General features: G+C 69.4%; 26 protein-coding genes. 17 read left to right on the top strand and 9 right to left on the bottom strand.

Annotated elements, in window-relative coordinates:
* The first annotated feature begins 7 nt into the window (after window positions 1-7).
* Complete coding sequence (locus V5D55_RS04350) at window positions 8-3,001, top strand: alpha-mannosidase (protein ID WP_435748036.1); 2,994 nt, start codon at window positions 8-10, stop codon at window positions 2,999-3,001.
* Between the two features lie 66 nt (window positions 3,002-3,067).
* Window positions 3,068-3,478 carry an MmcQ/YjbR family DNA-binding protein gene (locus V5D55_RS04345; protein WP_435748034.1) on the top strand — a complete coding sequence of 137 codons (411 nt, stop codon included), beginning with the start codon at window positions 3,068-3,070 and terminating at the stop codon, window positions 3,476-3,478.
* A gap of 26 nt (window positions 3,479-3,504) precedes the next feature.
* Here the strand turns inward: V5D55_RS04345 and V5D55_RS04340 are convergent, their stop codons facing one another.
* The 3 genes from V5D55_RS04340 to V5D55_RS04330 are packed head-to-tail and all read right to left on the bottom strand — an operon-like array spanning window position 3,505 to window position 5,085.
* Window positions 3,505-4,179, bottom strand: coding sequence for a hypothetical protein (locus V5D55_RS04340; RefSeq protein WP_435748032.1), 675 nt, complete (start codon window positions 4,177-4,179; stop codon window positions 3,505-3,507).
* On the bottom strand, window positions 4,176-4,634 hold the full coding sequence (locus V5D55_RS04335; protein WP_435748030.1) for a MarR family winged helix-turn-helix transcriptional regulator: 459 nt from the start codon (window positions 4,632-4,634) through the stop codon (window positions 4,176-4,178). Before V5D55_RS04335 ends, V5D55_RS04340 begins: the two co-directional genes overlap by 4 nt.
* Window positions 4,635-4,689: 55 nt before the next feature.
* Window positions 4,690-5,085 (bottom strand): RidA family protein, encoded by a 396-nt coding sequence (locus V5D55_RS04330; RefSeq protein ID WP_435749257.1) that lies wholly within the window; start codon window positions 5,083-5,085, stop codon window positions 4,690-4,692.
* A gap of 111 nt (window positions 5,086-5,196) precedes the next feature.
* On the opposite strand from V5D55_RS04330, the gene V5D55_RS04325 reads away from it, so the two are divergent.
* Window positions 5,197-6,174, top strand: coding sequence for a helix-turn-helix transcriptional regulator (locus V5D55_RS04325; protein WP_435748028.1), 978 nt, complete (start codon window positions 5,197-5,199; stop codon window positions 6,172-6,174).
* Window positions 6,175-6,271: 97 nt separating this feature from the next.
* On the opposite strand, the gene V5D55_RS04320 is transcribed toward V5D55_RS04325, so the two are convergent.
* Window positions 6,272-6,859 carry a hypothetical protein gene (locus V5D55_RS04320; RefSeq protein ID WP_435748026.1) on the bottom strand — a complete coding sequence of 196 codons (588 nt, stop codon included), beginning with the start codon at window positions 6,857-6,859 and terminating at the stop codon, window positions 6,272-6,274.
* 121 nt (window positions 6,860-6,980) lie between these two features.
* Here V5D55_RS04320 and V5D55_RS04315 point away from each other — a divergent pair, with 121 nt between their 5' ends.
* Together V5D55_RS04315 and V5D55_RS04310 are read left to right on the top strand one after the other, a co-directional pair.
* Window positions 6,981-8,195, top strand: coding sequence for a glycosyltransferase (locus V5D55_RS04315; protein WP_435748024.1), 1,215 nt, complete (start codon window positions 6,981-6,983; stop codon window positions 8,193-8,195).
* A gap of 15 nt (window positions 8,196-8,210) precedes the next feature.
* On the top strand, window positions 8,211-9,410 hold the full coding sequence (locus V5D55_RS04310; protein ID WP_435748022.1) for a glycosyltransferase: 1,200 nt from the start codon (window positions 8,211-8,213) through the stop codon (window positions 9,408-9,410).
* 13 nt (window positions 9,411-9,423) lie between these two features.
* On the opposite strand, the gene V5D55_RS04305 is transcribed toward V5D55_RS04310, so the two are convergent.
* The gene (locus V5D55_RS04305) at window positions 9,424-10,011 is read right to left on the bottom strand and encodes a hypothetical protein (protein WP_435748019.1); all 588 of its coding nucleotides are present in this window, start codon (window positions 10,009-10,011) and stop codon (window positions 9,424-9,426) included.
* 21 nt (window positions 10,012-10,032) lie between these two features.
* Window positions 10,033-10,194 carry a hypothetical protein gene (locus V5D55_RS04300; RefSeq protein ID WP_435748017.1) on the bottom strand — a complete coding sequence of 54 codons (162 nt, stop codon included), beginning with the start codon at window positions 10,192-10,194 and terminating at the stop codon, window positions 10,033-10,035.
* Between the two features lie 86 nt (window positions 10,195-10,280).
* On the opposite strand from V5D55_RS04300, the gene V5D55_RS04295 reads away from it, so the two are divergent.
* On the top strand, window positions 10,281-11,255 hold the full coding sequence (locus V5D55_RS04295; protein ID WP_435748015.1) for a GlxA family transcriptional regulator: 975 nt from the start codon (window positions 10,281-10,283) through the stop codon (window positions 11,253-11,255).
* 40 nt (window positions 11,256-11,295) lie between these two features.
* Here V5D55_RS04295 and V5D55_RS04290 read toward each other — a convergent pair whose 3' ends face one another.
* Window positions 11,296-12,714 carry a discoidin domain-containing protein gene (locus V5D55_RS04290; RefSeq protein ID WP_435748013.1) on the bottom strand — a complete coding sequence of 473 codons (1,419 nt, stop codon included), beginning with the start codon at window positions 12,712-12,714 and terminating at the stop codon, window positions 11,296-11,298.
* 329 nt (window positions 12,715-13,043) lie between these two features.
* On the opposite strand from V5D55_RS04290, the gene V5D55_RS04285 reads away from it, so the two are divergent.
* The 6 genes from V5D55_RS04285 to xdhC are packed head-to-tail and all read left to right on the top strand — an operon-like array spanning window position 13,044 to window position 19,840.
* Window positions 13,044-13,532, top strand: a complete 489-nt coding sequence (locus V5D55_RS04285) for a nucleoside deaminase (protein ID WP_435749256.1) — start codon at window positions 13,044-13,046, stop codon at window positions 13,530-13,532.
* A gap of 24 nt (window positions 13,533-13,556) precedes the next feature.
* On the top strand, window positions 13,557-15,071 hold the full coding sequence (locus tag V5D55_RS04280) for an NCS2 family permease (protein ID WP_435748011.1): 1,515 nt from the start codon (window positions 13,557-13,559) through the stop codon (window positions 15,069-15,071).
* A gap of 32 nt (window positions 15,072-15,103) precedes the next feature.
* On the top strand, window positions 15,104-15,844 hold the full coding sequence (locus V5D55_RS04275) for a 2Fe-2S iron-sulfur cluster-binding protein (protein ID WP_435748009.1): 741 nt from the start codon (window positions 15,104-15,106) through the stop codon (window positions 15,842-15,844).
* On the top strand, window positions 15,748-16,590 hold the full coding sequence (locus V5D55_RS04270) for an FAD binding domain-containing protein (protein WP_435749255.1): 843 nt from the start codon (window positions 15,748-15,750) through the stop codon (window positions 16,588-16,590). Before V5D55_RS04275 ends, V5D55_RS04270 begins: the two co-directional genes overlap by 97 nt.
* Entirely contained in the window at window positions 16,587-18,959 is a 2,373-nt protein-coding gene (xdhB, locus tag V5D55_RS04265) for a xanthine dehydrogenase molybdopterin binding subunit (protein WP_435748007.1), read from the top strand. Before V5D55_RS04270 ends, xdhB begins: the two co-directional genes overlap by 4 nt.
* 11 nt (window positions 18,960-18,970) lie before the next feature.
* Window positions 18,971-19,840, top strand: a complete 870-nt coding sequence (gene xdhC / locus V5D55_RS04260; RefSeq protein WP_435748005.1) for a xanthine dehydrogenase accessory protein XdhC — start codon at window positions 18,971-18,973, stop codon at window positions 19,838-19,840.
* A gap of 2 nt (window positions 19,841-19,842) precedes the next feature.
* Here xdhC and V5D55_RS04255 read toward each other — a convergent pair whose 3' ends face one another.
* Complete coding sequence (locus V5D55_RS04255) at window positions 19,843-20,013, bottom strand: hypothetical protein (RefSeq protein WP_435748003.1); 171 nt, start codon at window positions 20,011-20,013, stop codon at window positions 19,843-19,845.
* A 120-nt stretch (window positions 20,014-20,133) separates the two neighbouring features.
* Window positions 20,134-20,835, bottom strand: a complete 702-nt coding sequence (locus tag V5D55_RS04250; RefSeq protein ID WP_435748001.1) for an NRDE family protein — start codon at window positions 20,833-20,835, stop codon at window positions 20,134-20,136.
* Window positions 20,836-20,890: 55 nt separating this feature from the next.
* On the opposite strand from V5D55_RS04250, the gene coaBC reads away from it, so the two are divergent.
* The 5 genes from coaBC (at window position 20,891) to pucL (ending at window position 24,507) form a co-directional block, all read left to right on the top strand.
* A complete protein-coding gene (gene coaBC / locus V5D55_RS04245) occupies window positions 20,891-22,105 on the top strand; it encodes a bifunctional phosphopantothenoylcysteine decarboxylase/phosphopantothenate--cysteine ligase CoaBC (protein WP_435747999.1) in 1,215 nt (404 codons plus the stop codon).
* Window positions 22,106-22,153: 48 nt separating this feature from the next.
* Window positions 22,154-22,621, top strand: a complete 468-nt coding sequence (gene bcp / locus V5D55_RS04240; RefSeq protein ID WP_435747997.1) for a thioredoxin-dependent thiol peroxidase — start codon at window positions 22,154-22,156, stop codon at window positions 22,619-22,621.
* Window positions 22,622-22,766: 145 nt separating this feature from the next.
* Window positions 22,767-23,270, top strand: coding sequence for a 2-oxo-4-hydroxy-4-carboxy-5-ureidoimidazoline decarboxylase (gene uraD / locus V5D55_RS04235; protein WP_435747995.1), 504 nt, complete (start codon window positions 22,767-22,769; stop codon window positions 23,268-23,270).
* Window positions 23,267-23,608, top strand: a complete 342-nt coding sequence (gene uraH, locus V5D55_RS04230; RefSeq protein ID WP_435747993.1) for a hydroxyisourate hydrolase — start codon at window positions 23,267-23,269, stop codon at window positions 23,606-23,608. The genes uraD and uraH overlap by 4 nt, the downstream gene beginning before the upstream one ends.
* Window positions 23,609-23,613: 5 nt before the next feature.
* The gene (gene pucL, locus V5D55_RS04225) at window positions 23,614-24,507 is read left to right on the top strand and encodes a factor-independent urate hydroxylase (protein WP_435747991.1); all 894 of its coding nucleotides are present in this window, start codon (window positions 23,614-23,616) and stop codon (window positions 24,505-24,507) included.
* Window positions 24,508-24,629: the final 122 nt, after the last annotated feature.

Genomic DNA, 24,629 nt, shown 5'->3' with positions numbered 1-24,629 from the left:
CCCTCACATGCATGACGACACCTCGCTCACCGTCGGCCGCGTCAAGCGGGTCCTCGAAGAGCGCATCCGCCCGGCGATCCACTCGGCATCCGTGCCGCTGGATGTCGAGCTGCACGAACTCCCGGGCGAACCGATCAGCCCGCAGGACGGGCTCGCGCTCGACTACGCGCCTGGCGCCGTCGGGGCGCCGTGGGGTCCGGCGTGGGCGACCACGTGGTTCCGGCTGACCGGTCGCGTCCCCGCCGAGTGGGCGGGTCGCCGCGTCGAGGCCGTCATCGACCTCGGCTTCGACATCAACATGCCCGGCTTCCAGTGCGAGGCGCTCGTCTACCGGCCCGACGGGAGCCCGGTGAAGAGCATCAACCCGCGCAATCAGTGGCTGCCGATCACCGAGGCCGCCGACGGCGAAGAGCCCGTCGAGCTGTACCTCGAGGCCGCGGCCAACCCCGTGCTGCTCGACTACCACCCCTTCCTGCCGACGCAGGAGGGTGACATCCAGACGTCCTCGCGGGAGCCGCTGTACCGCTCGCGGCGGATGGACCTCGCCGTGTTCGAGCAGGACGTCTTCGAGCTCTCGCTCGACCTCGAGGTGCTGTTCGAGCTGCAGGCGGAACTCGTGCCGACATCGCCGCGGCGCATGCGCATCCTGCAGGCGATGGACGACGCGCTCGACGCCCTCGACCTGCAGCACATCGCGCAGACCGCGCCCGACGCCCGCGCCCGACTGGCCGACGTGCTCGCCGCTCCCGCCGAGGCGAGCGCGCACCGCATCTCGGCCGTCGGTCACGCGCACATCGACTCCGCGTGGTTGTGGCCGGTGCGCGAGACGATCCGCAAGGTCGCCCGCACCACCTCGTCGATGACGACCCTGCTCGAGGAGCAGCCCGAGTTCCAGTACGGCATGTCCAGCGCGCAGCAGTACGCGTGGCTCAAGGAGCACCGCCCCGAGGTCTACGAGCGCGTCAAGGCCGCGGTCGCCGGCGGCCGGTTCCTGCCGCTCGGCGGAATGTGGGTCGAGTCCGACACCGTGATGCCGACGGGCGAGTCGCTGGTGCGGCAGTTCTCGCACGGCCAGCGGTTCTTCGAGCGCGAGTTCGGCATCCGCTCGAAGGGCGTCTGGCTGCCCGACAGCTTCGGCTACTCCCCGGCGCTGCCGCAGCTCATGCGTCGCGCCGGCTTCGAATGGTTCTTCACACAGAAGATCTCCTGGAACCAGCAGAACGTGTTCCCGCACCACTCGTTCCTCTGGGAGGGCATCGACGGCTCGCAGGTGTTCACGCACTTCCCGTCGATGGACACCTACAACTCGCAGCTCAGCGGCATGGAGGTCGCGAAGGCCTCGCGTCAGTTCAAGGAGAACCGGCACAGCTCGCGCTCGATCGCGCCGGTCGGCTGGGGCGACGGCGGCGGTGGCACGACCCGAGAGATGGCCGGCAAGGCCAAGCGCCTCGCGAACCTCGAGGGCAGCGCGCAGGTCGTGTGGGAGCATCCCGATGTCTTCTTCGACGCGGCGAGGGCCGAGCTTCCGCACCCCGCGGTCTGGGTCGGCGAGCTCTACCTCGAGCTGCACCGCGGAACCCTCACCAGCCAGCACGCCACGAAGGCGCTGCACCGGTGGGCCGAGCACGCGCTGATCGAGGCGGAGCTCTGGGCGACGACGGATGCCGTGCGCACGGGTGCGTCGTACCCGCAGGACGAGCTCGACCGGCTCTGGAAGATCGTGCTGCTGCACGAGTTCCACGACATCCTTCCCGGCACGTCGATCGCGTGGGTGCACCGCGAGGCCGTCGAGGTGCTGACGAACGTGCTGTCGGATGCCGAGGAGATCTCGGCATCCGCGCGTCGATCCCTCGCGGGTGAAGGGGAGCGTGAGCTGCGCTTCGAGCCGACCTCGGTCGGGCGCGGGCGTGCGCTCGGCGCATCCTTCGTCGTCGAGTCGACCGCGACGCCGGTATCGCTCACCGAAGAGGACGGCGGCTGGCGCCTGGAGAACGACCTGGTGTCGGTCCTCGTCTCGGCGGAGGGGCTGATCGTCTCGGCCGTCGACCGCGCCACCGGCCGCGAGGCCGTCGCGGAGGGTCAGGCGGCGAACCTCTTCCAGCTCCACCAGGACTTCCCGAACATGTGGGACGCGTGGGACATCGACAAGTACTACCGCAACAGCGTGGACGACCTCACTGCGGTGTCGTCGATCGAGGCGACCATGCACGGCGGCACGGCCGTCGTGACCGTGCGCCGGGAGTTCTCCGAGTCGACCATCGAGCAGGGCATCTCTCTCCGCCCCGGGGAGCGCACGGTGCTGCTCCGCAACGACATCGACTGGAACGAGACCGAGAAGCTGCTCAAGCTCGCCTTCCCGCTCGATGTGCAGGCTGCGCACACCGACGCCGAGACGCAGTTCGGCTACCAGTCGCGAGTGACCCACACCAACACGAGCTGGGAGGCGGCGAAGTTCGAGACCTCGATGCACCGCTTCGTGATGGTGCGCGAGGCCGACTTCGGCGTCGCTCTGGTCAACGACTCGATCTACGGCTACGACACCACTCGGGAGGTCGACGGCGATGCCGTGGCGACCACCGTGCGCCTGTCGCTGCTGCGGGCGCCGCGCTTCCCCGATCCCGACACCGATCACGGGCCCCATCAGATCGAGGTCGGCTTCGTGATCGGAGCGGATGCTGCGATCGCGACGACCGAGGGCATCAGGATGAACGCGATGCCCACTGTCGTTCGTGGGGCGCGTGAGGTCGAGCCGCTGGTCTCGGTCGAGGGCGAGGGGATCATCGTGTCGGCGGTCAAGCTGGCCGACGACGGCTCCGGTGACGTGATCGTGCGCGTGTACGAGTCCCTCGGCAGGCGCACGACGGGCGCGCTCACGGTGGGCTTCCCGCACCGGGAGGTGCGCGAGGTGACGCTCATCGAAGACGAGCTCGACGAGCCGCGCCTGGGTGGCGAACTGAAGCTGCGGCCCTTCGAGGTGCGCACGCTCCGCATCACCCGCTGAGCTGATCGCCCCCTCGCTCCGGCCGTGGTGCTGGCGCGAGGCGGGGATCAGCGAGACGATGGCCTCATGGCGACCATCGACGATCTGCGCGAGATCGCGCTCGCGCTGCCCGGCGTGCACGAGGTGATCGATGGGCACACCGGTGACGCCGCGTGGCGGGTCAAGAGCGGCATGTTCACCGGTCTTCGTGGTCCGCGACAGACCGACCTCCGCCAGCTCGAGGAACTCGGGCGCGAGTGGCCGGCCGGCGTCGTGATCGGGGTGCGGACGGCGAGCCTCGAGGAGAAAGAGGCGCTGCTCGCGGCCGAGCCGGATGTGCTCTTCACGATCCCGCATTTCGACGGGTACCCGGGGCTGCTCGTGCTGCTCGACGTGATCGATCGGGAGCGGCTGGCCGAGCTCGTCACGGACGCCTGGCTGTCGCGCGCGCCCGTGCGGGTCGCGAAGCAGTGGCTCGCGGAGCACGGACTGGAGTGATCGCGCGCACGTGATCCGGGGAGCCGTCAGTCCGCCGCGATCAGGAAGGGACGAGCGGCGGCGAGGAACGCTCGCGGGTCGTCGGCCCAGAGGCGGATGCGGATGACCTCGTGCCGTCCGCCCTTGGGCAGAAGGCCGGGGAGGCGGATCGAGACGGGGCGTTCGAGCTCGATCTCGATGTTGGTCTCGTCCTGCATCCGCTCGGCGTACTCCGCGCCGTCCTCGGTGGAGGTGATCCGTGGCAGCTTCGGCTCGTCGACGCGCTTCGCGATGGCGACCGACGCGATGTCGTCCCACGACACCGCGACGTCGAGCTCCAGCCCGCTGCGGACGCGGATGCCGTCGGGCCCGACCGCGTGCGGACGCATGAGCATCGCGCAGAGCAGGCCGATCATCCAGGTCAGGCCCCAGATGCCGAGGATCAGGATCGGGATCCGCACGGCGGGCCACGGGTGCACGATGAGGTCGAGGATGGGGATCTCTACCGCGGACAGCACGATGAAGATGATGAGGATGGTCATCACCGGCTGGTGGTACCCGATGCCGGTGCCGCCCGCGGGCACAGCCGGGCGGCGGGCGATCGCGCGGCCGATGCTGGAGTAGACGCGGAGCTCGGCGATGAGCGCGCGGTGGAGGAAGTTCAGCGCGCGTGCCGTTCGGGTCGGGGCGGCCGGTGTGGTCGTCCTCGTCTCGGTGCTCATGACGCTGCCTGATCTTCGGCGACTGCCGCATCGGCGACGAGGGTCTCGAGATGCGTGGCGATCGCGGCGATGCCTCGTTCGACGGCGGCACGGTCCTCGGGTGCGACCGCGGCGAGGAGGGTCTCGTTGAGTTCGGTGTGCTCCCGCTGCATCCGCGCCATGGTTTCGGCGGCGGAAGCGGTCAGCTCGACGATCACGGAGCGCCGGTCGCTCGGATGCGGCGTGCGGCGGACGTGACCGGATGCCTCGAGGCCGTCGACGAGCCCGGTGATGTTGCGCGGAGTGACGTCGCAGAGCCGGGCGAGGTCGCGCTGGGTCGAGGGGCCGGCGTGCTTCAGCACCCAGAGGAGGTGCACACGTGCCGTGGTGAGCCCGGTGCCGTCGAAGGCGCGAGCCATGTCTCTCTGGAACAGATCGCCGATCTGCAGCAACCGGTCGAGCAGCAGGGTCTCCATGCCGTGATGGTACTACATAGTTACCTCGCTTCACTAGTTTGCCCAGCGGCATTGATCAGGCGACGGCCGTGCCCTCGAGCTCGACCAGCTGGCCGGGGATCGCCAGTCGCGTGACCTGGAGCATCGTCGTCGTGGGGGCGACGCCGGCGGCGCCGAGGCGCCCGGCGAGCACACCGTAGTGCGGGAAGAGCGCGTCGATATCGGTCGTGTAGACGTTCAGGCGCACGAGGTCGGCCAGAGACATCCCGGCCGCGACGAGCACAGCCTCGAGGTTGTCGACGCTGAGTGTGAGCTGCGCCGCGATGTCGCCTTCGTGCTCCGGCCTGCCCTCCGCGCTCATCGCGGTCTGGCCCGAGATGTACAGCGTGCGGGTCTCGCCGGAGACGACCTCGCCCTGGTTGAAGCCCAGCTCCTGCGACCACGTCACCGGGTTCACCGCTGTGCGTTCGATTGTCATGTCCTGATCCTTTCGTCGTGCGATTCCGCCCCGAGAGGAAGCGATGGATCCAGCCTTTCAACCAATCACGACACCTTCTGTCATGTATTTCTGAGACAATTTCCCATGCGCGCAGATCGGCTGGTCTCTCTCGTGCTGCTGCTCCGGCAACGCGGCCGCCTGTCCGCGACGGCGCTCGCCGAAGAGCTCGAGGTCTCGACGCGCACGGTGCTGCGCGACATCGAGGCGCTCTCGACCGCGGGCGTGCCCGTCTACGCCGATCGTGGCCGTCACGGCGGCTTCACCCTTTTGCCCGGGTTCCGCACCGAGCTCACCGGTCTCAACCACGACGAGGCGCTCGCGCTGCTCACCGCCGGCGGCGCCGGAGCGAAAGAGGTGTTCGGGCTCAGCACCGCGCTGTCGTCTGCGATGCGGAAGATCGTCGACGCGCTGCCCGAGAGCCACCAGATCACAGCGGCGGATGCTGCCCGTCGCATCCTCGTCGACCCTGAAGCCGACCTCCTCTCCCGGCGTCGGATCGCCGAGATCATCCCGGAGCCGATCATGGGCGAGGTGCGCCGCGCCGTGCTCGTCGGCCGTCGGCTGCGCATCCGCTACGCGGCCGAGGGGCGCGAGCCGGTCTGGCGCACGCTCGATCCGATCGGACTCGTCACAGTGCGCGACAAGGGTTACCTCCTCGCGACCGTCGACGGCGGCGACCGCACCTATCGGCTCTCGCGCATCCTCGCCGCCGAAGCGCTCCCCGAGCCTGCGCAGCGCGACGGCACGGTCGACCTCGCCGCGCTCTGGCAGCAGCGCAGCGCGCGTTTCCGCGAGGGCGAGAATCCGCTCGAAGTCGTCGTGCGCCTCGATCCGGTGCGTCGGGAAGAGCTCGCGTCCACGGCCGTCACGGTCCTCGAGGAGACGATCGGTCCGGACGGCGAGCTGCGGATGACCGTGACCTTCCAAGATCTCCGGCACGCGGAATGGGCGCTCTGGCAGCTCGGCACCGGCGCGGAGGCGCTCGAGCCCCTCGAACTCCGCGAGGCGCTGCACGCCCGTGCGATCGCGGTCGCCGCCCGTTACGCCCCGCGCCCGGACTGAGTCGGATCACGGTGGATCAGAAATGCCGTTGCCGGCCCGCCGCGAGCGGCATTTCTGATCCAGCAGCGGGCGGGCGCGGTCGGTCAGGCGCGGTCGGTCAGGCCGGATCGAGTCGCAGCACCTCGGGCGACTCGCCGCCCGTGAGATCGTCGGCGATGCGGATGCTGCGCGCCAGGTCGTCGAGCGCACCGGTCAGGGTGCCGAAGCGCTCCTTGTCGCTGCAGACCGCGGTCAGGGTCACGAGGTGCGTGCCGGTGTCCCACGTGTAGGTCGCGAACGGCGGCGTCGCCTCGGACGGCGGTATCGGCACGAGCAGCTTCTCGCCCGCGCCGAGGCGCGTCGGGAACGACTGCGTGTCGTCGTACTCCATCGGCATCGATGCGCGGGCGACCCGCACCTCCGGGGTCAGCGCCTGGGCTGTCGCCATCGCCACGACCAGCTCGGGTTCCGCCTTCCACGTCCACACCAGCACGCGCCCGTCTGCCCGCTTCATCAGCATCGGTGCCGCCTGGCTCATCGCCCAGGCGCCGAAGCGCGAACCCGGGCGCTCGGTCGCTCCGACCGCCGCGTTGACCTGCCCGAGCAGCATCCGGATCGCCGCCTTGCGGTGTCGGCGACCGCGCCAGCCGAGCGAGTCCGTCACGGGAATCCACAGCTGGGGATCGGCGTCGGCAGTCAGTCGCATGCCCTCACGCTAACGGCTCACCCTGGGGGATGCCGGTACGCCTCGACGGCGCGATCAGGCCCCTCGGGTAGAGTGGCCAGCGCCCGAACGGGCTCCCCTGGCCGCCGTACCGTAAGGCAGAATGTCTTCCTCTCCCTCCGATCCGACGAACGCCGCGGACGCCCCGCCCCGTCCGCTCAAGATCCTGATCGGGTGCGACACCTTCGCTCCTGACATCAACGGTGCCGCCCGATTCGCCGAGCGCCTCGCCGCGGGGCTCGTCCAGCGCGGACACGAGGTGCATGTCGTCGCGCCGAATCAGGCCTACCGTCGCGCTCAGCCGCGCACCGAGGTCATCGAGGGCGAGCCGATGACCCTGCACCGGCTCCCGTCGGTGCGCTGGCCCCCGCACGACTGGCTGCGGTTCGTCTGGCCGTGGCGCTCGAAGCACTACGCGCGCATCGCGATCGACGGCGTGCAGCCCGACGTCGTGCACATCCAGTCTCACATCGTGATCGGCCGCGGCCTGGCGTACGTCGCGCACGAGCGCGGCATCCCGGTGATCGCCACGAACCACGTGATGGCCGAGAACATCCTCGATCACACGACCATGCCGAAGTTCATCGACGACCTGGTGCTGAAGTTCGCCTGGGCCGATGCCAAGCGCACGTTCGACCTCGTGCGCGCCATCACCACTCCCACCCGCCGGGCCGCCGACTTCCTCGAGCGCACCGTCGAGGTGAAGAACGTGATCCCCGTGAGCTGCGGCATCGATCGCACCCAGTACACGCCGGTCATCGCCCCGCGCGACAAGAATCGCATCGTCTTCGTGGGCCGCCTCACCGCCGAGAAGCAGGTCGAGGTCATCCTACAGGCGATGACCAAGCTCGACCCCGCACTCGACACCACCTTCGACATCGTCGGCGGAGGTGACCAGCGGAAGCAGCTGGAGAACCTCGCGGCGCAGCTCGGGCTCAGCGATCGTGTCACCTTCCACGGACGGACGAGCGACGAGGATCTGCGCGCCCTGCTGTCGCGCGCGAGCCTGTTCGTGATCGCCTCGATCGCGGAGCTCCAGTCGATCGCGACCATGGAGGCGATGGCCTCGGCGCTGCCGATCGTCGCCGCGGATGCCGTCGCCCTCCCGCACCTGGTGCACGACGGCGAGAACGGTCACCTGTTCGAGCCGGGGAACGTCGAAGAGCTCGCCGCCCGTCTGACCGACGTGCTCACCGCCTCGCCGGCGGAGTACGAGCGGATGCAGCGGGCCTCACTCGACGGCGTCGCGATCCATGACATCAATCGCACCCTCGACACGTTCGAGGCGCTGTACCGCGACGAGCCGCTGCCCGCGTAGCGCGAGCGCACCGACATGCACATCGTCTTCTTCGGCGATCAGCACCTCGACTCCCTGGGCGGGGCGCAGGTGTCGATGCGCCTGCAGCGGCAGTTCCTCGAGCGCGCCGGGCACACGGTGACGGTCGTGGCGCCGCGGATGCACGGCGCCCGAACCGGCTCGACGACCCTGCGAGAACTGAATCCGGCGTATGTCGATCTGCCGTCGATGCCGATCACCCTCGATCGCGAATATTCCCTGAGCTGGCCGGGCCGTGCCACCGACCGGTTCCTCGACCGCGCGATGACCCGGCGCCCGCCGGTCGACCTGGTGCATGTGCAGGCCGATTTCTGGGGCGCCTTCGCCGGGCACCGCTTCGCGGAGCGGCACGGCATTCCGGTGGTGCACACGATGCACAACAGGGTGGATGTCGGCATCGCCGCGGTCACCCCGCTGCACCGGCCGGTCCTTGCAGTGCTGAACGCCTGGCGGCGCACGGCGATGCGCGGCATCGGGGAGACCGTCCGCGGCACTGACGGCTGGGCGTTCCTGCGCGGTCTCGCCGCCGGTGCCTCCGCGGTCACGGCACCCTCGACGCACTTCGCGCGGCGGCTGGAACAGCACGACGTCTTCGCGCCCGTCGACGTCGTCTGGAACGGCATCGACGACGACCTGCGGGATGCGACCGTCGCCGCGGCGCCGGCCGAGCGTGCGCCGGGGCGGCCGCGTTTCGTCTGGTTGGGGCGGATGAGCCCCGAGAAGCGCCTGCTGCCGTTCCTCGAGGCCTTCGTGGCCTCGGGCGTCGACGCCGACCTCGAGATCATCGGTGGCGGCGCCCAGCGCGCCGCGGCGGAGAAGATCGTCGCGGGACTCCCCACCGTGCGCTTCGCCGGACGCCTCACCTACCCGCAGACGCTCGCGCGCATCGCGGCGGCCGACGCGCTGGTGCAGACCTCGATCGGCTTCGAGACCCAGGGGATGACCCCCTTCGAGGCGGCCACGCTCGGGACGCCCTCGGTCATCTGCGACCCCGACATCGCCGCTGAACTCGGCGGCGGGCTGTGGGCTGTGCCGGAGAACGGGGCTGCGCTCGCCGAGACGCTGCGGCGCGCAGCATCCGATATCGCTGCGGGCACCGCGCCCGTTCCCCTGCCCGAGGTCGCCGAGGCTTTTCGCCAGTCGTCGCGCACCGCGGCGATGATCGAGATCTACGAGCGGGTGCTCGCGGCTCGCTGAGGTTCGGGGCCGCTCAGAGGAAGCGGTAGAAGAACGACGACACGAACCCGATCAGGAGACCGACCGCGCCGACACCGGCGATGCCGATCGCGACGCCGACCAGGAGTCGTGCGCCCGGGCGCTTCGCCGCGATGAGAGCGAGCACGAGCGCCGCGGCATAGGCGAGCAGACTGATCACGCCGAGGATGCTGGTGAGCACGTTCGCGGTCTCGAACCCGCCGGAAGACATGTACAGGAACGGCGTGAACAGGGAGATCACCAGGTTGAGCCCGGCGGTGATCACGGCGATCAGGAAGGCGGTGCGGCCGAGCCCGTTGCCCTCGCCGACGGGCTTCGGTGCACCTGGGTACTGGGGCGTGGCGGGGTAGCCCTGCGGCGTGGCGGGATAGCCCTGCGGCTGCGCTTGCGGCTGCGCGGGCTGGTGCGGCTGCGACGTGGCATACGGCTGCGGCTGTGCCGGGTACGCCTGGGGCTGCGGGGCCTGGTAGGGCTGGGCCGGGTACTGCGGCGCCGCCGGCAGGTGGGCGGCGGGCGGCGCCGGCGGGAAGGCGGAGTTCGGCTGTGCGGACGGCGGGACAGGAGGCTGCTGCGGCTCGCTCATGTCGTCGAGCGTAGCCTCATCTCAGCGGTAGACGTGGCCGGATTCTGCCTGCTGCGACAGGTCGCGGCCGGCGAGGCGGCTCCAGTCGGTGGGGGTCGGCCGGTGGCCGTCGCGGCGGAGCTCGACGACGGTGGCGACAGCGGACCAGACGAACAGTGCTATCAGTGCGATGACGAGTATCATGGCAGAAACGCTACGCGTGCAGCAGAACAGCCACGAGTGGCATATAAGACTATGAACGTACGAAAACTGCCAAACCGGGAGTGTCCATGAAGACGGTCGCCTGTGTCATCCAAGACGGGTTCGCCCCGTTCGAGTTCGGTGTCGCCTGTGAGGCGTTCGGACTCGACCGTGCCGACGACGGGGTGCCGAACTTCGACTTCCGGATCGTCGCGCCCCGCGCCGGCGTCGTGCAGTCGAAGATCGGGTTCTCCGTCAACGTCGAGCACGACCTGTCGTTCGCCTATGAGGCCGACCTCGTCGTCTTCTGCCCGGTCCCGCGCGAGAGCTGGTCGAAGATCGATCCCCTGCTGCTCGACCTCGCCCGCGACGCGGTCGCCCGCGACGCATGGGTGATGAGCGTGTGCAGCGGGTCGTTCATCCTCGGCGCCGCGGGCGTGCTCGATGGGCGTCGTGCGACTACGCACTGGATGTACGCGCACGTGATGGCCGAGATGTATCCGCAGATCGACATCGACCCCGACGTCCTCTTCGTGCAGGACGGCAAGATCATCACGAGCGCCGGCACCGCCGCGGGGATCGACGCGTGCCTGCACCTGCTGCGTCAGGAGGTGGGGGCGGAGCTGACCAACCGCATCGCCCGCCGCATGGTGGTGCCTCCGCAGCGCGACGGCGGACAGGCGCAGTTCATCGACCGCCCGATCCCGGTCGTTCCGACCGACTCGCTCGCTGCAGTGGCCGATTGGGCCGTCGACCACCTGCGCGACGACCTCGGGGTCGACCAGCTCGCCGGCCGTGCGCTGATGTCTCCCCGCACCTTCGCCCGTCGCTTCAAGGCGGAGTACGGCGCGACGCCCGCCGCCTGGCTCGCGCGCCAGCGCATCATCCATGCGCAGCGGATGCTGGAGCGCACCGATCTTCCTCTCGAACAGATCGCCGACGAGTGCGGCTTCGGATCGGCTGCTGTGCTGCGCCAGAACTTCGCGCGGGTGCTCGGCACGACGCCGACCGCCTACCGTGCGCGGTTCTCCTGTGCAGAGCCGGAACGGATGCCGGCGGCCTGAGCGCCGCCCGGCATCCGTTCCTGGTCTCCGGGAGGAGCGGCTAGCTGCAGGTCAGCGACCCCACGCGCAGGGCGTGGCCGTCGGTCTCGCCGTCATCCGCCCACACCGCGACCCGCGATCCGCCGACGCACTGCGGTGCGAGCGCGAAGCCCTCGTTGTTGAGGTTCGGCATGCCCGACGGGCGGTCGAAGCGTCCGGTCACCGCGAAGGCGCCGGAGGTGACCTTCAGCGTGGTGGCCTCGCCGTCGCAGGTGTCATCGCAGACGCTCCAGAGCTTCTTCGTGCTCGGGTCGTACTCCAGCTCCATCACGGTCGAGAATCCCGAGGTGAATGTCGCGATGCGGGTGAAGCTCGAGCTGCCCTGGTTGAGCGCGTAGGCGTAGATGTCGCCGGTCGCCTCGAGGCCGACGAAGAACAGACCGGTGCCGTGGTTCGCGTAGCTCGCGGGGTTGTACGCCGCCCCCGTGTTCTGGTCGACGAATCCGGCGGCCGTGAGGTCGGCATCCGGGATCCAGGCGATGGACTCGAGACCATCGTTCGCGTCGACCGTCGGGAGATCGTTCTTCAGGTTCCACTCGCGGGTCGCCGTGAGGGTGCCGGAGCCGGTGGTCGCGTACTTCAGGATCGACGGGCGGCTGGTGCTCTTGCTGGCGGCGTTGCGCTCGGAGGCGACGAAGATGTCGCTGCCGACCAGTGCGACGCCCTCGGCGTCGACCGTTCCGGAGCCGTTCGGGAAGCGGAGCGTGCGTCCGCCGGACCAGCCGGAGGACGGCGCCCAGTTCGATCCCTGCTTGGTGAGCCGGTGGAGCTTGCCGCCCCCGTTGTTGACCGCCCACAGCACCGTGCCGTCGGCGGAGAACGCGAGACCGCTCATGTCGGAGCCGAACGTGCCGGAGGCGTCGGCGGTCGAGATCGAGGAGCTGCCGGGCCAGGCACCCTCGGTCGGCTCGGTCGGGCCGCCGCCGTCGCCCGGCGTGCCGTAGGCCTCGACTTCGTACAGGGAGTATCCGTAGACGGTGCCGCGGGTGGTGCCGTTGACGCGCAGGTAGCGGCCGGTGCCGTTCAGGCTCGTGTGCTCGTCGGTTCCGCCGTTGCCCGCGGTCTCGTTCTTGAGGGTGGTCCAGGTGCTGCCGTCGGTCGAGACCTGCACCGTGTACTGGGACGCGTACGCGGCCTCCCACTTCAGGACGACCCTGTCGACGGTCGCTCCGGCACCGAGGTCGACCTGCACCCACTGGTTGTCGACGCCTTCGATGCTGGCCCAGCGCGTGGTGCTGCTGCCGTCGAAGGCCTTGGCCGCCTCGAAGCCCGAGTCCTCGACGGACGACGCGGTCGCCGGGCGGTTCTTCGAGATCAGGACAGGGGTGTCGGCCTGTGCCGGGGCGACGGCGACGAGGCCGGCAAGGGGGATGGTCACGATCGCGGCCAGCAGGGCGAGCAATGGTCTACGTCGACTCATGGTGTTCCTCCGGGGAGAGTGCGAGTTGGGAAAGGTTCTTTACGAAAGATCATGCAGCGTGATTCCTCCGGACGCAATGGCCCAGACTGAGGATCTCCAATACCGCATTGTGGAAACAGAATTCCAATGGGGCTGGACGTGCGCGGCATCCGGTGTTACAGTCGATCCCAGTCCGGACCCCAACAGGGGTCTACGGACGGAAGCAGCACAACCTAGCGGTTCGACGTATATCTCGCGGAACGGCCTGATCCAGGCCCGACCCGATAAGCCGTATCACTGCGACGACAGCAAGGAAGCTCTCCGTCATGCACAACACCGCTATGCCCGAAATCGGGCAGCAGATCACCCCCGCCGAATACCTCGCTCGGGCCGTCGCCCTCGCGACCGACAACGTCCGGAACGAGGGCGGGCCGTTCGGCGCCATCGTCGTCTCGGCCGACGGACGCGTGTTCGAGGGCGTCAACCGCGTCACCGCGAACCTCGATCCCTCGGCGCACGCCGAGGTGACCGCGATCCGCAACGCGTGCCAGCAGCTCGGCACCTTCGACCTCTCGGGGTCGGTGCTCTACAGCAGCTGCGAGCCGTGCCCGATGTGCCTCGCCACGTCGCTCTGGGCCCGCGTCGACCGCGTCTACTTCGCCGCCGATCGCGACGATGCCGCGGATGCCGGATTCGACGACGCCGTCTTCTACCGCTACTTCGAAGGCGGCGAAGAAGACCGGGCGATCATGCCGGTCGCGCAGGAGACCCTGCCCCCGACCGAGCGCATCGCTCCCTTCACCGAGTGGAGCACCACCACCACTCGAGTCGACTACTGACCGCGCGGACGACAGGAGACGATGATGTCCACCTCAGCATTCCTGCCCGGCGAACCCGAGACCGGCGCCACCCCCGCGGCCGAGCACCCGCCGCTGCCCACCGGGGCCACGACCACGGTCGACGCCGAGCCCCGCAACCGCCTCGACCGCTTCTTCGAGATCACCCAGCGCGGCTCCACGTTCGGACGTGAGATCCGCGGCGGCATCGTCACCTTCGTGACGATGGCCTACATCGTGATCCTCAACCCGCTGATCCTCGGCGGCGTGAACGACGTCGCGGGCAACGCCCTGCAGGCCGCGCAGATCGGCGCCGCCACCGGCCTCACCGCCGGGGTCATGACGATCCTCTTCGGACTGATCGCCCGTCTCCCGTTCGCGCTCGCCGCGGGCCTCGGCATCAACTCCTTCCTCGCCGTGTCGGTCGTCGGTCAGGTGACCTGGCCGGAGGCCATGGGCCTCGTCGTGATCAACGGCGTGCTCATCGTGCTCTTCGGGGCCACCGGCATCCGGACCGCGATCTTCAACGCGGTGCCGGCACCGCTCAAGGCGGCGATCACGGTCGGCATCGGCCTGTTCATCGCCTTCATCGGCTTCGTCGACTCCGGGTTCGTCAACCGCACGCCCGGCGGCCCGCCCGTGCAGCTCGGCGACGGCGGATCGATCACGTCGGTTCCGACGCTCATCTTCCTGCTCGGCCTGCTCATCATCGGCGTGCTGGTCGCACGCAAGGTGCCGGGCGGCATCCTGATCGGCATCGTCGCGTCGACCATCGTCGCGATCATCGCGCAGGCGTTCCTCAAGCTCGGACCCAGCTTCGAGGAGCCCGGCGGATGGCACATGACCATCCCGGAGATCCCGACGTCGTTCGTGACGATCCCCGATTTCGGGCTCATCGGCCAGTTCGACCTGTTCGGCTCGTTCAGCCGGATCGGCGCGCTCGCCGCCACCATGCTGGTGTTCACGCTCGTGTTCTCCAACTTCTTCGACGCCATGGGCACCATGACCGGTCTCGCGAAGAACGCCGGTCTCGCCTACAAGGACGGCACGTTCCCGCGTCTGCGCTCCGCGTTCGTCGTCGAGGGTCTCGGGGCCGTGGCCGGTGGTGTCACATCGACCTCATCGAACACGGTGTTCGTCGACAGTGCCTCCGGAATCGGCGAGGGGGCTCGAACCGGGCTGTCGTCCGTCGTCGTCGGTGCGCTGTTCCTGCTCTCGATGTTCTTCACCCCGCTCACCCTCGTGGTGCCGATCGAGGTCGGATCCGCGGCACTGGTCGTGGTCGGCGCGATGATGATGTCGCAGATCAAGGAGATCAAGTTCACGAACTTCGCCGTGGCGCTCCCTGCGTTCCTGACCATCGTGACCATGCCGCTGACCTACTCGATCGCCAACGGCATCGGAGTGGGCTTCATCGCCTGGGCCCTGGTGAACGCCCTCTCGGGTCGCGCTCGCAAGGTGCACTGGCTGATGTGGATCGTCGCGGCAGGGTTCGCCCTGTACTTCGTCCGCGGGCCGATCGAACAGCTGCTCGCCGGCTGAGACGCCCCGGAATACACTGAGGGAGACCCACCATGAATGACATCGCCGTCAACGTCAATGGGCGCACTCGCCCGCTCACCGGTGTGGCCGCACACGCGACCGCGCTCGACTGGCTGCGCGACACCGGTCTCTCCGGCAGCAAAGAGGGATGCGCCGAGGGGGAGTGCGGGGCATGCGCCATGCTGCTCGCCACCCCCACCCCCGACGGCGGCACGGAGTGGACGCCGGTCAACGCCTGCTTGGTGCCGGTCTATGCGCTGAACGGCCAGGAGATCGTCACGGCCGAGGGGCTCGGTACTCCCGACGCGCTGCATCCGGTACAGGAGAAGCTGGCAGAGGCGGGCGGATCGCAGTGCGGATACTGCACCCCCGGCTTCGCCTGCAGCATGGCGGGGGAGTACTACCGCCCCGCCCGCACCCCGGTCGAGAGCACCCCCGCCCAGGCGGGCACGGGACACGACGACGGGATCCCGTCGCACGACGCGGAGCACGGACCCAACGGGTTCGACCTGCACGCGCTCAGCGGCAACCTCTGCCGGTGCACCGGGTATCGGCCGATCCGCGACGCCGCGTACACGCTGGGCGCACCGGAGGAGACCGACCCGCTGCAGCAGCGGCTCGCGGAGCCGGCCCCGCCGCCGTCGCGACCGACGCCCAGGTCGACGGCTCGCGCTTCATCCGCCCGGCATCCCTCGACGAGGCCCTGCGCCTGCTCCGCGACGAACCGGATGCGCTGCTCGTCGCGGGCTCCACCGACTGGGGCGTCGAGGTGAACATCCGCGGCCGCCGGGCGCCGCTCGTCATCGCGATCGAGCAGCTCGACGAGCTCCGCTCCCTGCATCACACCGATGACGTGCTCGAGATCGGCGCGGCACTCCCGCTCTCCGACATCGAGAAGCACCTCGACGGCGCGGTGCCGCTGCTGGCTCAGCTGCTGCCGCAGTTCGCCTCCCGGCTGATCCGCAACCGCGCCACGCTCGGCGGGAACCTCGGCACGGGCTCGCCGATCGGCGACAGCCCGCCCGCGCTCCTCGCGCTGGGCGCGAAGCTCGTCCTGGCATCGGCCGAGGGCGAGCGCGAGGTCGAGCTGTCGGAGTACTTCACCGGCTACCGGCAGACGATCCGCCGCCCGGACGAGCTCATCCGCGCCGTGCGCATCCCGCTGCCGCTCGCTCCGATCACCGCGTTCCAGAAGATCGCGAAGCGCCGCTTCGACGACATCTCCAGCGTCGCGATCGCGTTCGCGCTCGACATCCAGGACGGAATCGTCACCGCGGCGAAGATCGGCCTCGGCGGCGTCGCCGCCACACCTCTTCGTGCCCACGCCACGGAGGCTGCCCTGATCGGCCGGCCGTGGAACGTCGCCACCGTGCGCGCGGCGTCCGAGATCCTCGGCTCCGAGGGCACCCCGATGTCCGACCACCGCGCGAGTGCGGACTACCGCTCGCTCATGCTCAACACCGCCCTGCTGAAGCTGTACAGCTCGACGGTCATCAGCTGGAAGGAGGTGTCGGCATGAGCGCTCTCGCCGACAGGCCAGCGAACCCCGTGGTCGGACACCGTGCCGCGCACGAGAGCGCCGCGCTGCACGTCACCGGCGCCGCCATGTACACCGACGACCTCGCCGCCCACACCGCCGGCGTCCTGACCGCCTGGCCGGTGCAGTCCACGAACGCGCACGCCAAGGTCACCATCGACGTCTCCGGCGCGTACGAGGTGCCCGGCGTGGTCCGCGTGCTCACGGCCGACGACGTGCCCGGCGTCAACGACGCGGGCATCAAGCACGACGAGCCGCTGTTCCCCAGTGAGGCGATGTTCTACGGGCACGCGCTCGTCTGGGTGCTCGGCGAGACCCAGGAGGCCGCGCGCCTCGGTGCCGAGCGCGTCACGGTCGAGTACGAGCCGCTGCCGTCGCTGATCACCGTGCGGGAGGCGATCGACGCGGAGTCGTACCAGGGCATCGCGCGCACCGTGCAGCGTGGCGACGCGGCGTCCGCCCTCGCCTCCGCAGCGCACGTGTTCGAGGGCGTCACGGAGTTCGGCGGCCAGGAGCACTTCTACCTCGAGACGCACGCCTCGCTCGCGATCCTGGATTCGGAGGGCCAGTACTTCGTGCAGTGCTCGACGCAGCATCCGTCCGAGACGCAGGAGATCATCGCGCACGTGCTCGGCATCACGTCGAGCCAGGTGACGGTGCAGTCGCTGCGCATGGGTGGGGCGTTCGGCGGCAAGGAGATGCAGCCGCACGGCCTCGCTGCGATCGCCGCTCTCGGCGCCACCCTGACCGGGCGGCCTGTGCGCCTGCGCCTCAACCGCACGCAGGACATCACGATGACCGGCAAGCGGCATCCGTTCCACATCTCGTGGAAGGTCGGCTTCGACGCCGACGGGATGCTGCAGGGCCTGGATGCCGTGCTCACCTGCGACGGCGGCTGGAGCCTCGATCTGTCGGAGCCGGTGCTCGGCCGCGCGCTGTGCCACCTCGACAACGCCTACTGGATCCCGAACGTGCACGCGCACGGCCGCATCGCGAAGACGAACAAGGCCTCGAACACGGCGTTCCGCGGCTTCGGCGGGCCGCAGGGCGTGTTCCTGATCGAGGACATCCTGGGCCGCGTCGCGCCCGCGCTCGGCATCGACCCGCTCGAGCTCCGCCAGAAGAACTTCTACCAGCCCGGGCAGAGCACCCCCTACGGCCAGCTCGTGAAGGATGCTCCGCGGATGGCGACCATCTGGAGCCAGCTGCGCGAGGAGGCCGAGGTCGACGCGCGCCGCACGGAGATCGCCGCGTTCAACGCGAGTCATCCGCACATCAAGCGCGGCCTCGCGCTCACGCCCATCAAGTTCGGCATCTCGTTCAACTTCGCCGCCTTCAACCAGGCCGGGGCCCTCGTGCACGTCTACAAGGACGGGTCGGTGCTGATCAACCACGGCGGCACCGAGATGGGGCAGGGCCTGCACACGAAGATGATGCAGGTCGCAGCCACCGCGCTGGGGCTCGAGCTGCACCAGGTGCGCCTTGCACCCACGCGCACCGACAAGGTGCCGAACACCTCCGCCACGGCGGCATCGTCGGGCACCGACCTCAACGGCGGCGCGGTCAAGAACGCCTGCGAGCAGATCCGTGAGCGGATGTCGGCTGTCGCCGGACGCCTGCTGAACGCCGACGAGCGCGATGTGCTCTTCGAGGGCGGCTACGTCACGGCCCTCGGCAACACCACGCAGCGGCTCACCTTCGCCGAGGTCGCGAACGCCGCATACCTCCAGCGCGTGCAGCTCTTTGCCGCGGGGTACTACCGCACTGAGGGTCTGCACTGGAACCCCGAGATCATGCAGGGCTCGCCGTTCAAGTACTTCTCCTACGGGGCGGCGGCCACCGAGGTCGAGGTCGACGAGTTCACCGGGCTCTACTCCGTGCGGCGCGTCGACATCATCCACGACGTCGGAGACTCACTGTCGCCGATGCTCGACATCGGGCAGATCGAGGGCGCGTACGTGCAGGGCGTCGGCTGGCTGACGCTCGAGGAGCTGCGCTGGGACGAGAGCGACGGGCCGAACCGCGGCCGGTTGCAGACCCAGTCGGCGTCGACGTACAAGCTGCCCAGCTTCTCGGAGATGCCGGAGCAGTTCCACGTGCGCCTGTTCGAGAACGCGCGTGAGGACGGCGCCGTGTACGGCTCGAAGGCCGTCGGCGAACCGCCGTTCATGCTGGCCTTCAGCGCGCGCGAGGCGCTGCGCCAGGCCGTCGGCGAGTTCGGCCCGGAGGGACACATGGTCGAGTTGCGGTCGCCGGCGACGCCGGAGGCGGTCTTCTGGGCCGTGCGAGCGGCGCAGCAGGCTGCGGATGCCGTCGGAGCTCCCGAACGGGAACACCTGGCTGTTCGCTGATCGGACGCGACATGGACTGGATCGATGCGCTGCAGGCGCTGCGCTCCTCGCGCACGCCCGCGGTGATCGTGACGCTTGCGCTGGTGCGCGGGCACGCGCCGCGCAACGGCGGAGCGAAGATGGTGGTGTCTCCCGACGCGGTGTTCGGCACGGTCGGCGGAGGCAATCTCGAAGCGACGGCGGTCGACCGGGCCAGGGCGATGCTGGCGGCGGGATCAGCGGAACCCGAGCTGCTGGTGCTCACGCTCAGCGACAAGGCCGTCACCGAGTACGGCGTGCAGTGCTGCGGAGGAGAGGTCACGATCATGCTCGAACCGGTACGGGTGACGCCCAGCATCGCGATCTTCGGCATCGGGCACGTCGGGCTGGAGCTGGCGCGCATCCTCTCCCGGCACGAGGTCGACCTGCACCTGATCGACTCACGGGCCGAGATGCTGGCGGCAGAGCGCATCGGAGTGCCCGGCCAGTCAGGCGTCTTCGCCGACAGCGTCGCGCGCATCCATGCCACGCTCGCCCCGGTACCCGAGGCGGCCCTGATGGGACTGCCGACCGGTTCGCACGTGTTGGTGATGACGCATGACCATGTCGAGGACCTCGCCGTGGTCGACATGTCGCTGCGGACCGACGGCATCGCCTCGATCGGGCTCATCGGCTCGTCGTCGAAGTGGGCGCGGTTCACGAAGAAGCTCCGTGAGCTCGGCCAGGGCGAGAGCGATCTCGCCCGGGTCGTCACGCCGATCGGCATCCCCGAGGTCGCCGGCAAGCAGCCGGCCGTGATCGCCGTGAGCGTCGCCGCGCGGCTCCTGCAGCTGATCGACGAGGCGGCGGTCGATGAAGGCGCGGTCGATGAAGGCGCGCTCGAAGAGGGCGAAGGCGTCTGAGTTCAGGTCGCCTTGGGGAAGAGGATGCGCATCGCGCGGAGGTAGCTGTTGCCGCGCTCGCCGTGGGCGGGCATGTGGAAGTCCGGGTCGATGTGGACGATCGACCGCTCCGGGACTGCGTGCTTCGTTGCGGGAGCCTCTGTGGTGTCGGAGGGGTTCAGCATGATGGTCACCTCGTTCCTTGTCGGATTACCGTCTCTAGATTTCATATTGCGGAAACATTGTTCTGCTGTATGAAAAGAGTACGACGAGCCGCGCGCTCCGTCAAGAGGCGCGGGCAGCAGGTGTGGCGGTCAGTCCGACCAGTGCCCGGGGTGGGGGAGCCGGCGGTCGTGCACGTCGACGCCCGTCGCCGTGACCGCCGCGGTGCAGTAGAGCAGCGACTGTGTCGGGTAGCCGTGCGGGCGGTTGTCGCGGATGATGGCGCGATCGTCCTCCGGGGACAGGCGAGCGGATGCCGCGAGCAGCGCGATCCACGAATCGACCCAGCCCGCGTCGGCCGCCGCAGGGCCGAGTGCGCGGAACTCCGGCAGCCAGGCCGCGATGCGCGGGGTGGAGGGATCGTCGAGGTCGTCGTGCGCGATCATGTGCGTGCCAGGGTCGATCGGAGTCTCGCGCAGCACCTCTCCGTCCCAGCTCAGCACCCGCGCACCCTCCGGGCCGACTTCGAGCAGGTTGAACCCGTGCATGGGCAGAGGGCTTTCGGGCGAGCGCCCGGCCACGGACTCCAGGGCCAACGTGCCGCGGGACACGGCCCGATCCTCGGACAGGCCGCCCACGTCCTCGCGGTTCAGCAGCACCGCGAGCCGGCGCTCCTCCGGATGGACCGCCAGCCAGGCGCCGCCCGCGCGGCGATCACGGATGCCGATCACGCCCGGGTACCGCTCCGGCCACCAGGGCCCCAACGCATCCCAGTCCCGCTCCGGGTCTTCATCGCGTACCGCGAGCAGCCGCGCGTTCCCGGCCTCAGCCACATCGATCACGACCGTGCACACGGTCGCCAGTCTAGGTCGTGACCCCGCGGGACGGATGCTGAGGCAGAATCGGACTGTGAACATCGTCGTGGCGGTAACGGGCGGCATCGCCGCGTACAAGACGGTGCACCTCGTGCGCCTGCTCATCAAGGCCGGTCACGACGTGACGGTGGTCCCAACGGAAGACGCCCTGCGTTTCGTCGGCACTCCGACCTGGGAGGCCATCAGTCGGCATCCGGTGACGACCAGTGTGCACGACGACGTCGCCAAGGTGCGCCACGTCGCCCTCGGCCAGGCGGCCGACCTCGTCGTCGTGGCGCCCGCCACCGCGAACTCGATCGCGAAGATGACGGCCGGTCTCGCCGATGACCTGTTCGGCACCACACTGCTCGCGACCGAGGCGCCCGTCCTGATCGCGCCGGCCATGCACGCCGAGATGTGGCGGCATCCGGCGACGCGCGCGAACATCGAGACCCTCCGCGGACGCGGCGTGCACATCGTCGGTCCGGCCGACGGCGAGCTCGCCGGCGGCGACAGCGGACCGGGGCGGATGTCCGAGCCCGAGGAGATCTTCGACGCGGCGCAGGCGTTGCTCGCTCCGCGCGATCTCGACGGGGTGCGGGTGGTGATCTCCGCGGGCGGCACGCGCGAGCCGATCGACCCCGTGCGCTTCCTCGGCAACCGGTCGAGCGGCAAGCAGGGCGTGGCGCTCGCCGCCGAGGCCGCGGCGCGCGGAGCCGCGGTCGTGCTCGTTGCCGCCAACATCTCCGCGGACGTGCTCGCGGCAGCGCAGCATCCGTCGGTCCGCGTCGTGACCGTGGGTTCCGCCGCTGAGCTCGAGACGGCCATGGCGGATGCCGCGCCCGAGGCTGACGTCGTGGTCATGGCGGCGGCGGTCGCCGACTACCGCCCGGTCGCCGTCTCGGATCGCAAGCTCACGAAGGAGACCGGGGGCATCCCGTCGATCGAGCTCGTCGAGAACGCCGACATCGTCGCAGGCCTGGTCGCCTCCCGCCGGCCGGGGCAGGTCATCGTCGGATTCGCCGCAGAGACGCCGGAGGATGAGCAGGAGCTGATCGCCCGCGCGCGGCGGAAGCAGCAGCGCAAGGGCGTCGATCTGCTCGTCGTGAACGAGGTGGGCTGGGATCGCGGCTTCGAGAGCGCCGACAACTCCGTGCACATCTTCGGTGCGCAGGGCACGCTGCCCGAGACGGCTGCGGGTTCCAAGCGCGAGGTCGCGGCCGCCGTCTGGAACGCGGTTCACGCTACACTTTCGTCAGACAGAACTTGACTTCCGCACTGCGAAATCTCTGATGCGGAATCGATGAATGGAGACCTCATGACCGAACGACTCGTCGCCGGCGACGCCGCCCCCGACTTCACGCTCTCCGACGCCGACGGAGCCTCGACGGCGCTCGCCGACTACCGCGGCCGCAACGTCGTCGTCTACTTCTATCCGAAGGCCGCGACTCCCGGCTGCACCACCGAGGCCTGCGATTTCCGCGACAACCTCTCCTCGCTGGCCGCTGCCGGCTACGCGGTGCTCGGCATCTCGCCGGACGGCGTCGCCGACATCCGGGCGTTCGCCGACGCCGAGGGGCTCACATTCCCGCTCTTGGCTGACACGGATGCCGCCACGGCGCGCGCCTGGGGCGCCTGGGGTGAGAAGACCGTGGGGGACAGGACATTCGAGGGTGTCATCCGCTCGACCTTCGTCCTGGATGCCGACGGTATCGTGCAGCGCGCCGAGTACGGCGTCGACCCGAGCGGGCACGTCGCTCGCCTTCGCGCCGAACTCGGTGTATGAAGAGGGTTGACATCCGCTTCATCTGTGCGCACACTAGTTACGCATGCTGAAATAACAGTTCCGGCATACGGAAAGTAATACTTCGCGAGAAGAGTCGTCCGTATAGTTCTACGCGCCGGATGCCAGCATGTGCTGAGGATCGAAGATGTTGCTCACGGAGTTCAACTCCCGCTCACGCGACGCCGCTGTCGCTGTCGTGACACCCGCACTGGACATTCCCCGCTGGTATGACGCGATCGTCGACGGGCGGCCCTACGCCTCGGTCGAGGCGCTGACGGAAGCGGCCTTCGAGGCGGCTTCGCCGCTCACCGAGTCGGAGATCGACGGCGCGCTTGCGCACCACCCGCGCATCGGCGAACGCGCCGTGGGCCAGACCGCCGAGGCGGCGCATGCCCGCCGCGAGCAGTCCGGCGTCGATGCCGGCGCGGCCGAGGCGCTGGCTGCGGGCAACCGTGCCTACGAGGCGCAGTTCGACCGCGTCTTCCTGGTGCGCGCCGCCGGCCGGTCGGCGGACGACATCCTCGCCCTGCTGCAGCAGCGGCTCGGCAACACCCCCGAACAGGAACTGGCGGTGATCGACCAGCAGCTGCGCGAGATCGCGGCGCTGCGCCTCGCCGGGGCCATCGAGACTGAAGGAGCACGCCCATGAGCGTCTCTCACGTGACCACCCACATCCTGGACACATCGATCGGGCGTCCTGCGCCCGGCGTCGCCGTCGTACTCGAGGCCCGAGTCGGCGACGGATGGTCGGGGATCGGTACGGGCCTCACCGATGCCGACGGACGGGTGAAAGACCTGGGCCCCGAGCGGCTGGAGAGCGGTACCTACCGCCTCCGGTTCGACACGGGGGCCTACTTCGCCGGCATCGAAACGGACACCTTCTTCCCGGAGGTGGTGCTGACCTTCCTGGTCGACACTGCGCAGGCGCACTATCACGTGCCGTTGCTGCTCAGCCCGTTCGCCTATTCCACTTACCGAGGAAGCTGAAGAAGATGACTGAAATCATTCTGGGCAAGAACCAGTACGGCAAGGCGGAGGTCCGTGTCGTCCGCGTCACGCGCGACACCGCCCGCCACGAGATCGAGGATCTCAACGTCACGTCGCAACTGCGCGGCGACTTCACCGATGCACACTTCCAGGGCGACAACACCCACGTCGTCGCCACCGATACGCAGAAGAACACCGTGTACGCCTTCGCCAAGGACGGCATCGGCAGCCCGGAGGAGTATCTGCTGCGTCTCGGCCGCCACTTCACCGGCGAGTTCGACTGGGTGAGCGGCGGCCGTTGGGAGGCCGAGCAGTACACCTGGCAGCGCATCGACGTCGACGGCCAGGGGCACGACCACTCGTTCGTTCGCGGCGGCACCGAGACCCGCACGGCCCTCGTCGAGATCGACGGCGAGCAGACCACGATCATCGCCGGCCTGACCGACCTCAAGGTCCTCAAGTCCACTGAGAGCGGCTTCGTCGGGTACCCGAAGGACCGGTACACGACCCTGAAGGAGACGACCGACCGCATCCTCGCGACCTCGGTCACCGCCAAGTGGCGGTACAACCGCAACGACGTCGACTTCAATGAGGTGTTCGCCGACGTGCGGCGCCTCCTGCTCGCGGGGTTCGCGGCCAACTACTCCTACGCGCTGCAGAACACCCTGCACGACATGGCCGAGGCGGTGCTCGAGGCGCATCCCGAGATCGACGAGATCCGCTTCTCGACGCCGAACAGCCACCACTTCGTCGTCGACCTGTCGCCGTTCGGCCTGGAGAACCCGAACGAGGTGTTCTACGCCGCCGACCGGCCGTACGGGCTGATCGAGGCGTCGTTCCTCCGCGACGGAGCGGATGCCGACCACCGCGCGTGGGACGGCGTCGCCGGCTTCTGCTGAGCCGTCTCGTCGATCGACCCTGATCGACTCCGACCAGGGGTGAGCCCGTCTCCGACGCACCGGGCTCACCCCGTTCTTCACCATGCCCATCGCCCGACACGCCCACCCCGAAGAGCGGGTCC

This window comes from Microbacterium sp. PMB16, assembly GCF_051294855.1.
GTDB lineage: Bacteria > Actinomycetota > Actinomycetes > Actinomycetales > Microbacteriaceae > Microbacterium.
The sequence above is the reverse complement of the archived record's forward strand: the minus strand, read 5'-3'. Positions and strand labels throughout refer to the sequence as shown.

Coding starts and splice junctions, on each gene's coding strand:
- V5D55_RS04350 (WP_435748036.1), top strand. CDS start 8: ATGCATGACGACACCTCGCTCACCGTCGGCCGCGTCAAGCGGGTCCTC.
- V5D55_RS04345 (WP_435748034.1), top strand. CDS start 3,068: ATGGCGACCATCGACGATCTGCGCGAGATCGCGCTCGCGCTGCCCGGC.
- V5D55_RS04340 (WP_435748032.1), bottom strand. CDS start 4,179: ATGAGCACCGAGACGAGGACGACCACACCGGCCGCCCCGACCCGAACG.
- V5D55_RS04335 (WP_435748030.1), bottom strand. CDS start 4,634: ATGGAGACCCTGCTGCTCGACCGGTTGCTGCAGATCGGCGATCTGTTC.
- V5D55_RS04325 (WP_435748028.1), top strand. CDS start 5,197: ATGCGCGCAGATCGGCTGGTCTCTCTCGTGCTGCTGCTCCGGCAACGC.
- V5D55_RS04320 (WP_435748026.1), bottom strand. CDS start 6,859: ATGCGACTGACTGCCGACGCCGATCCCCAGCTGTGGATTCCCGTGACG.
- V5D55_RS04315 (WP_435748024.1), top strand. CDS start 6,981: ATGTCTTCCTCTCCCTCCGATCCGACGAACGCCGCGGACGCCCCGCCC.
- V5D55_RS04310 (WP_435748022.1), top strand. CDS start 8,211: ATGCACATCGTCTTCTTCGGCGATCAGCACCTCGACTCCCTGGGCGGG.
- V5D55_RS04305 (WP_435748019.1), bottom strand. CDS start 10,011: ATGAGCGAGCCGCAGCAGCCTCCTGTCCCGCCGTCCGCACAGCCGAAC.
- V5D55_RS04300 (WP_435748017.1), bottom strand. CDS start 10,194: ATGATACTCGTCATCGCACTGATAGCACTGTTCGTCTGGTCCGCTGTC.
- V5D55_RS04295 (WP_435748015.1), top strand. CDS start 10,281: ATGAAGACGGTCGCCTGTGTCATCCAAGACGGGTTCGCCCCGTTCGAG.
- V5D55_RS04290 (WP_435748013.1), bottom strand. CDS start 12,714: ATGAGTCGACGTAGACCATTGCTCGCCCTGCTGGCCGCGATCGTGACC.
- V5D55_RS04280 (WP_435748011.1), top strand. CDS start 13,557: ATGTCCACCTCAGCATTCCTGCCCGGCGAACCCGAGACCGGCGCCACC.
- V5D55_RS04275 (WP_435748009.1), top strand. CDS start 15,104: ATGAATGACATCGCCGTCAACGTCAATGGGCGCACTCGCCCGCTCACC.
- xdhB (WP_435748007.1), top strand. CDS start 16,587: ATGAGCGCTCTCGCCGACAGGCCAGCGAACCCCGTGGTCGGACACCGT.
- xdhC (WP_435748005.1), top strand. CDS start 18,971: ATGGACTGGATCGATGCGCTGCAGGCGCTGCGCTCCTCGCGCACGCCC.
- bcp (WP_435747997.1), top strand. CDS start 22,154: ATGACCGAACGACTCGTCGCCGGCGACGCCGCCCCCGACTTCACGCTC.
- uraD (WP_435747995.1), top strand. CDS start 22,767: ATGTTGCTCACGGAGTTCAACTCCCGCTCACGCGACGCCGCTGTCGCT.
- uraH (WP_435747993.1), top strand. CDS start 23,267: ATGAGCGTCTCTCACGTGACCACCCACATCCTGGACACATCGATCGGG.
- pucL (WP_435747991.1), top strand. CDS start 23,614: ATGACTGAAATCATTCTGGGCAAGAACCAGTACGGCAAGGCGGAGGTC.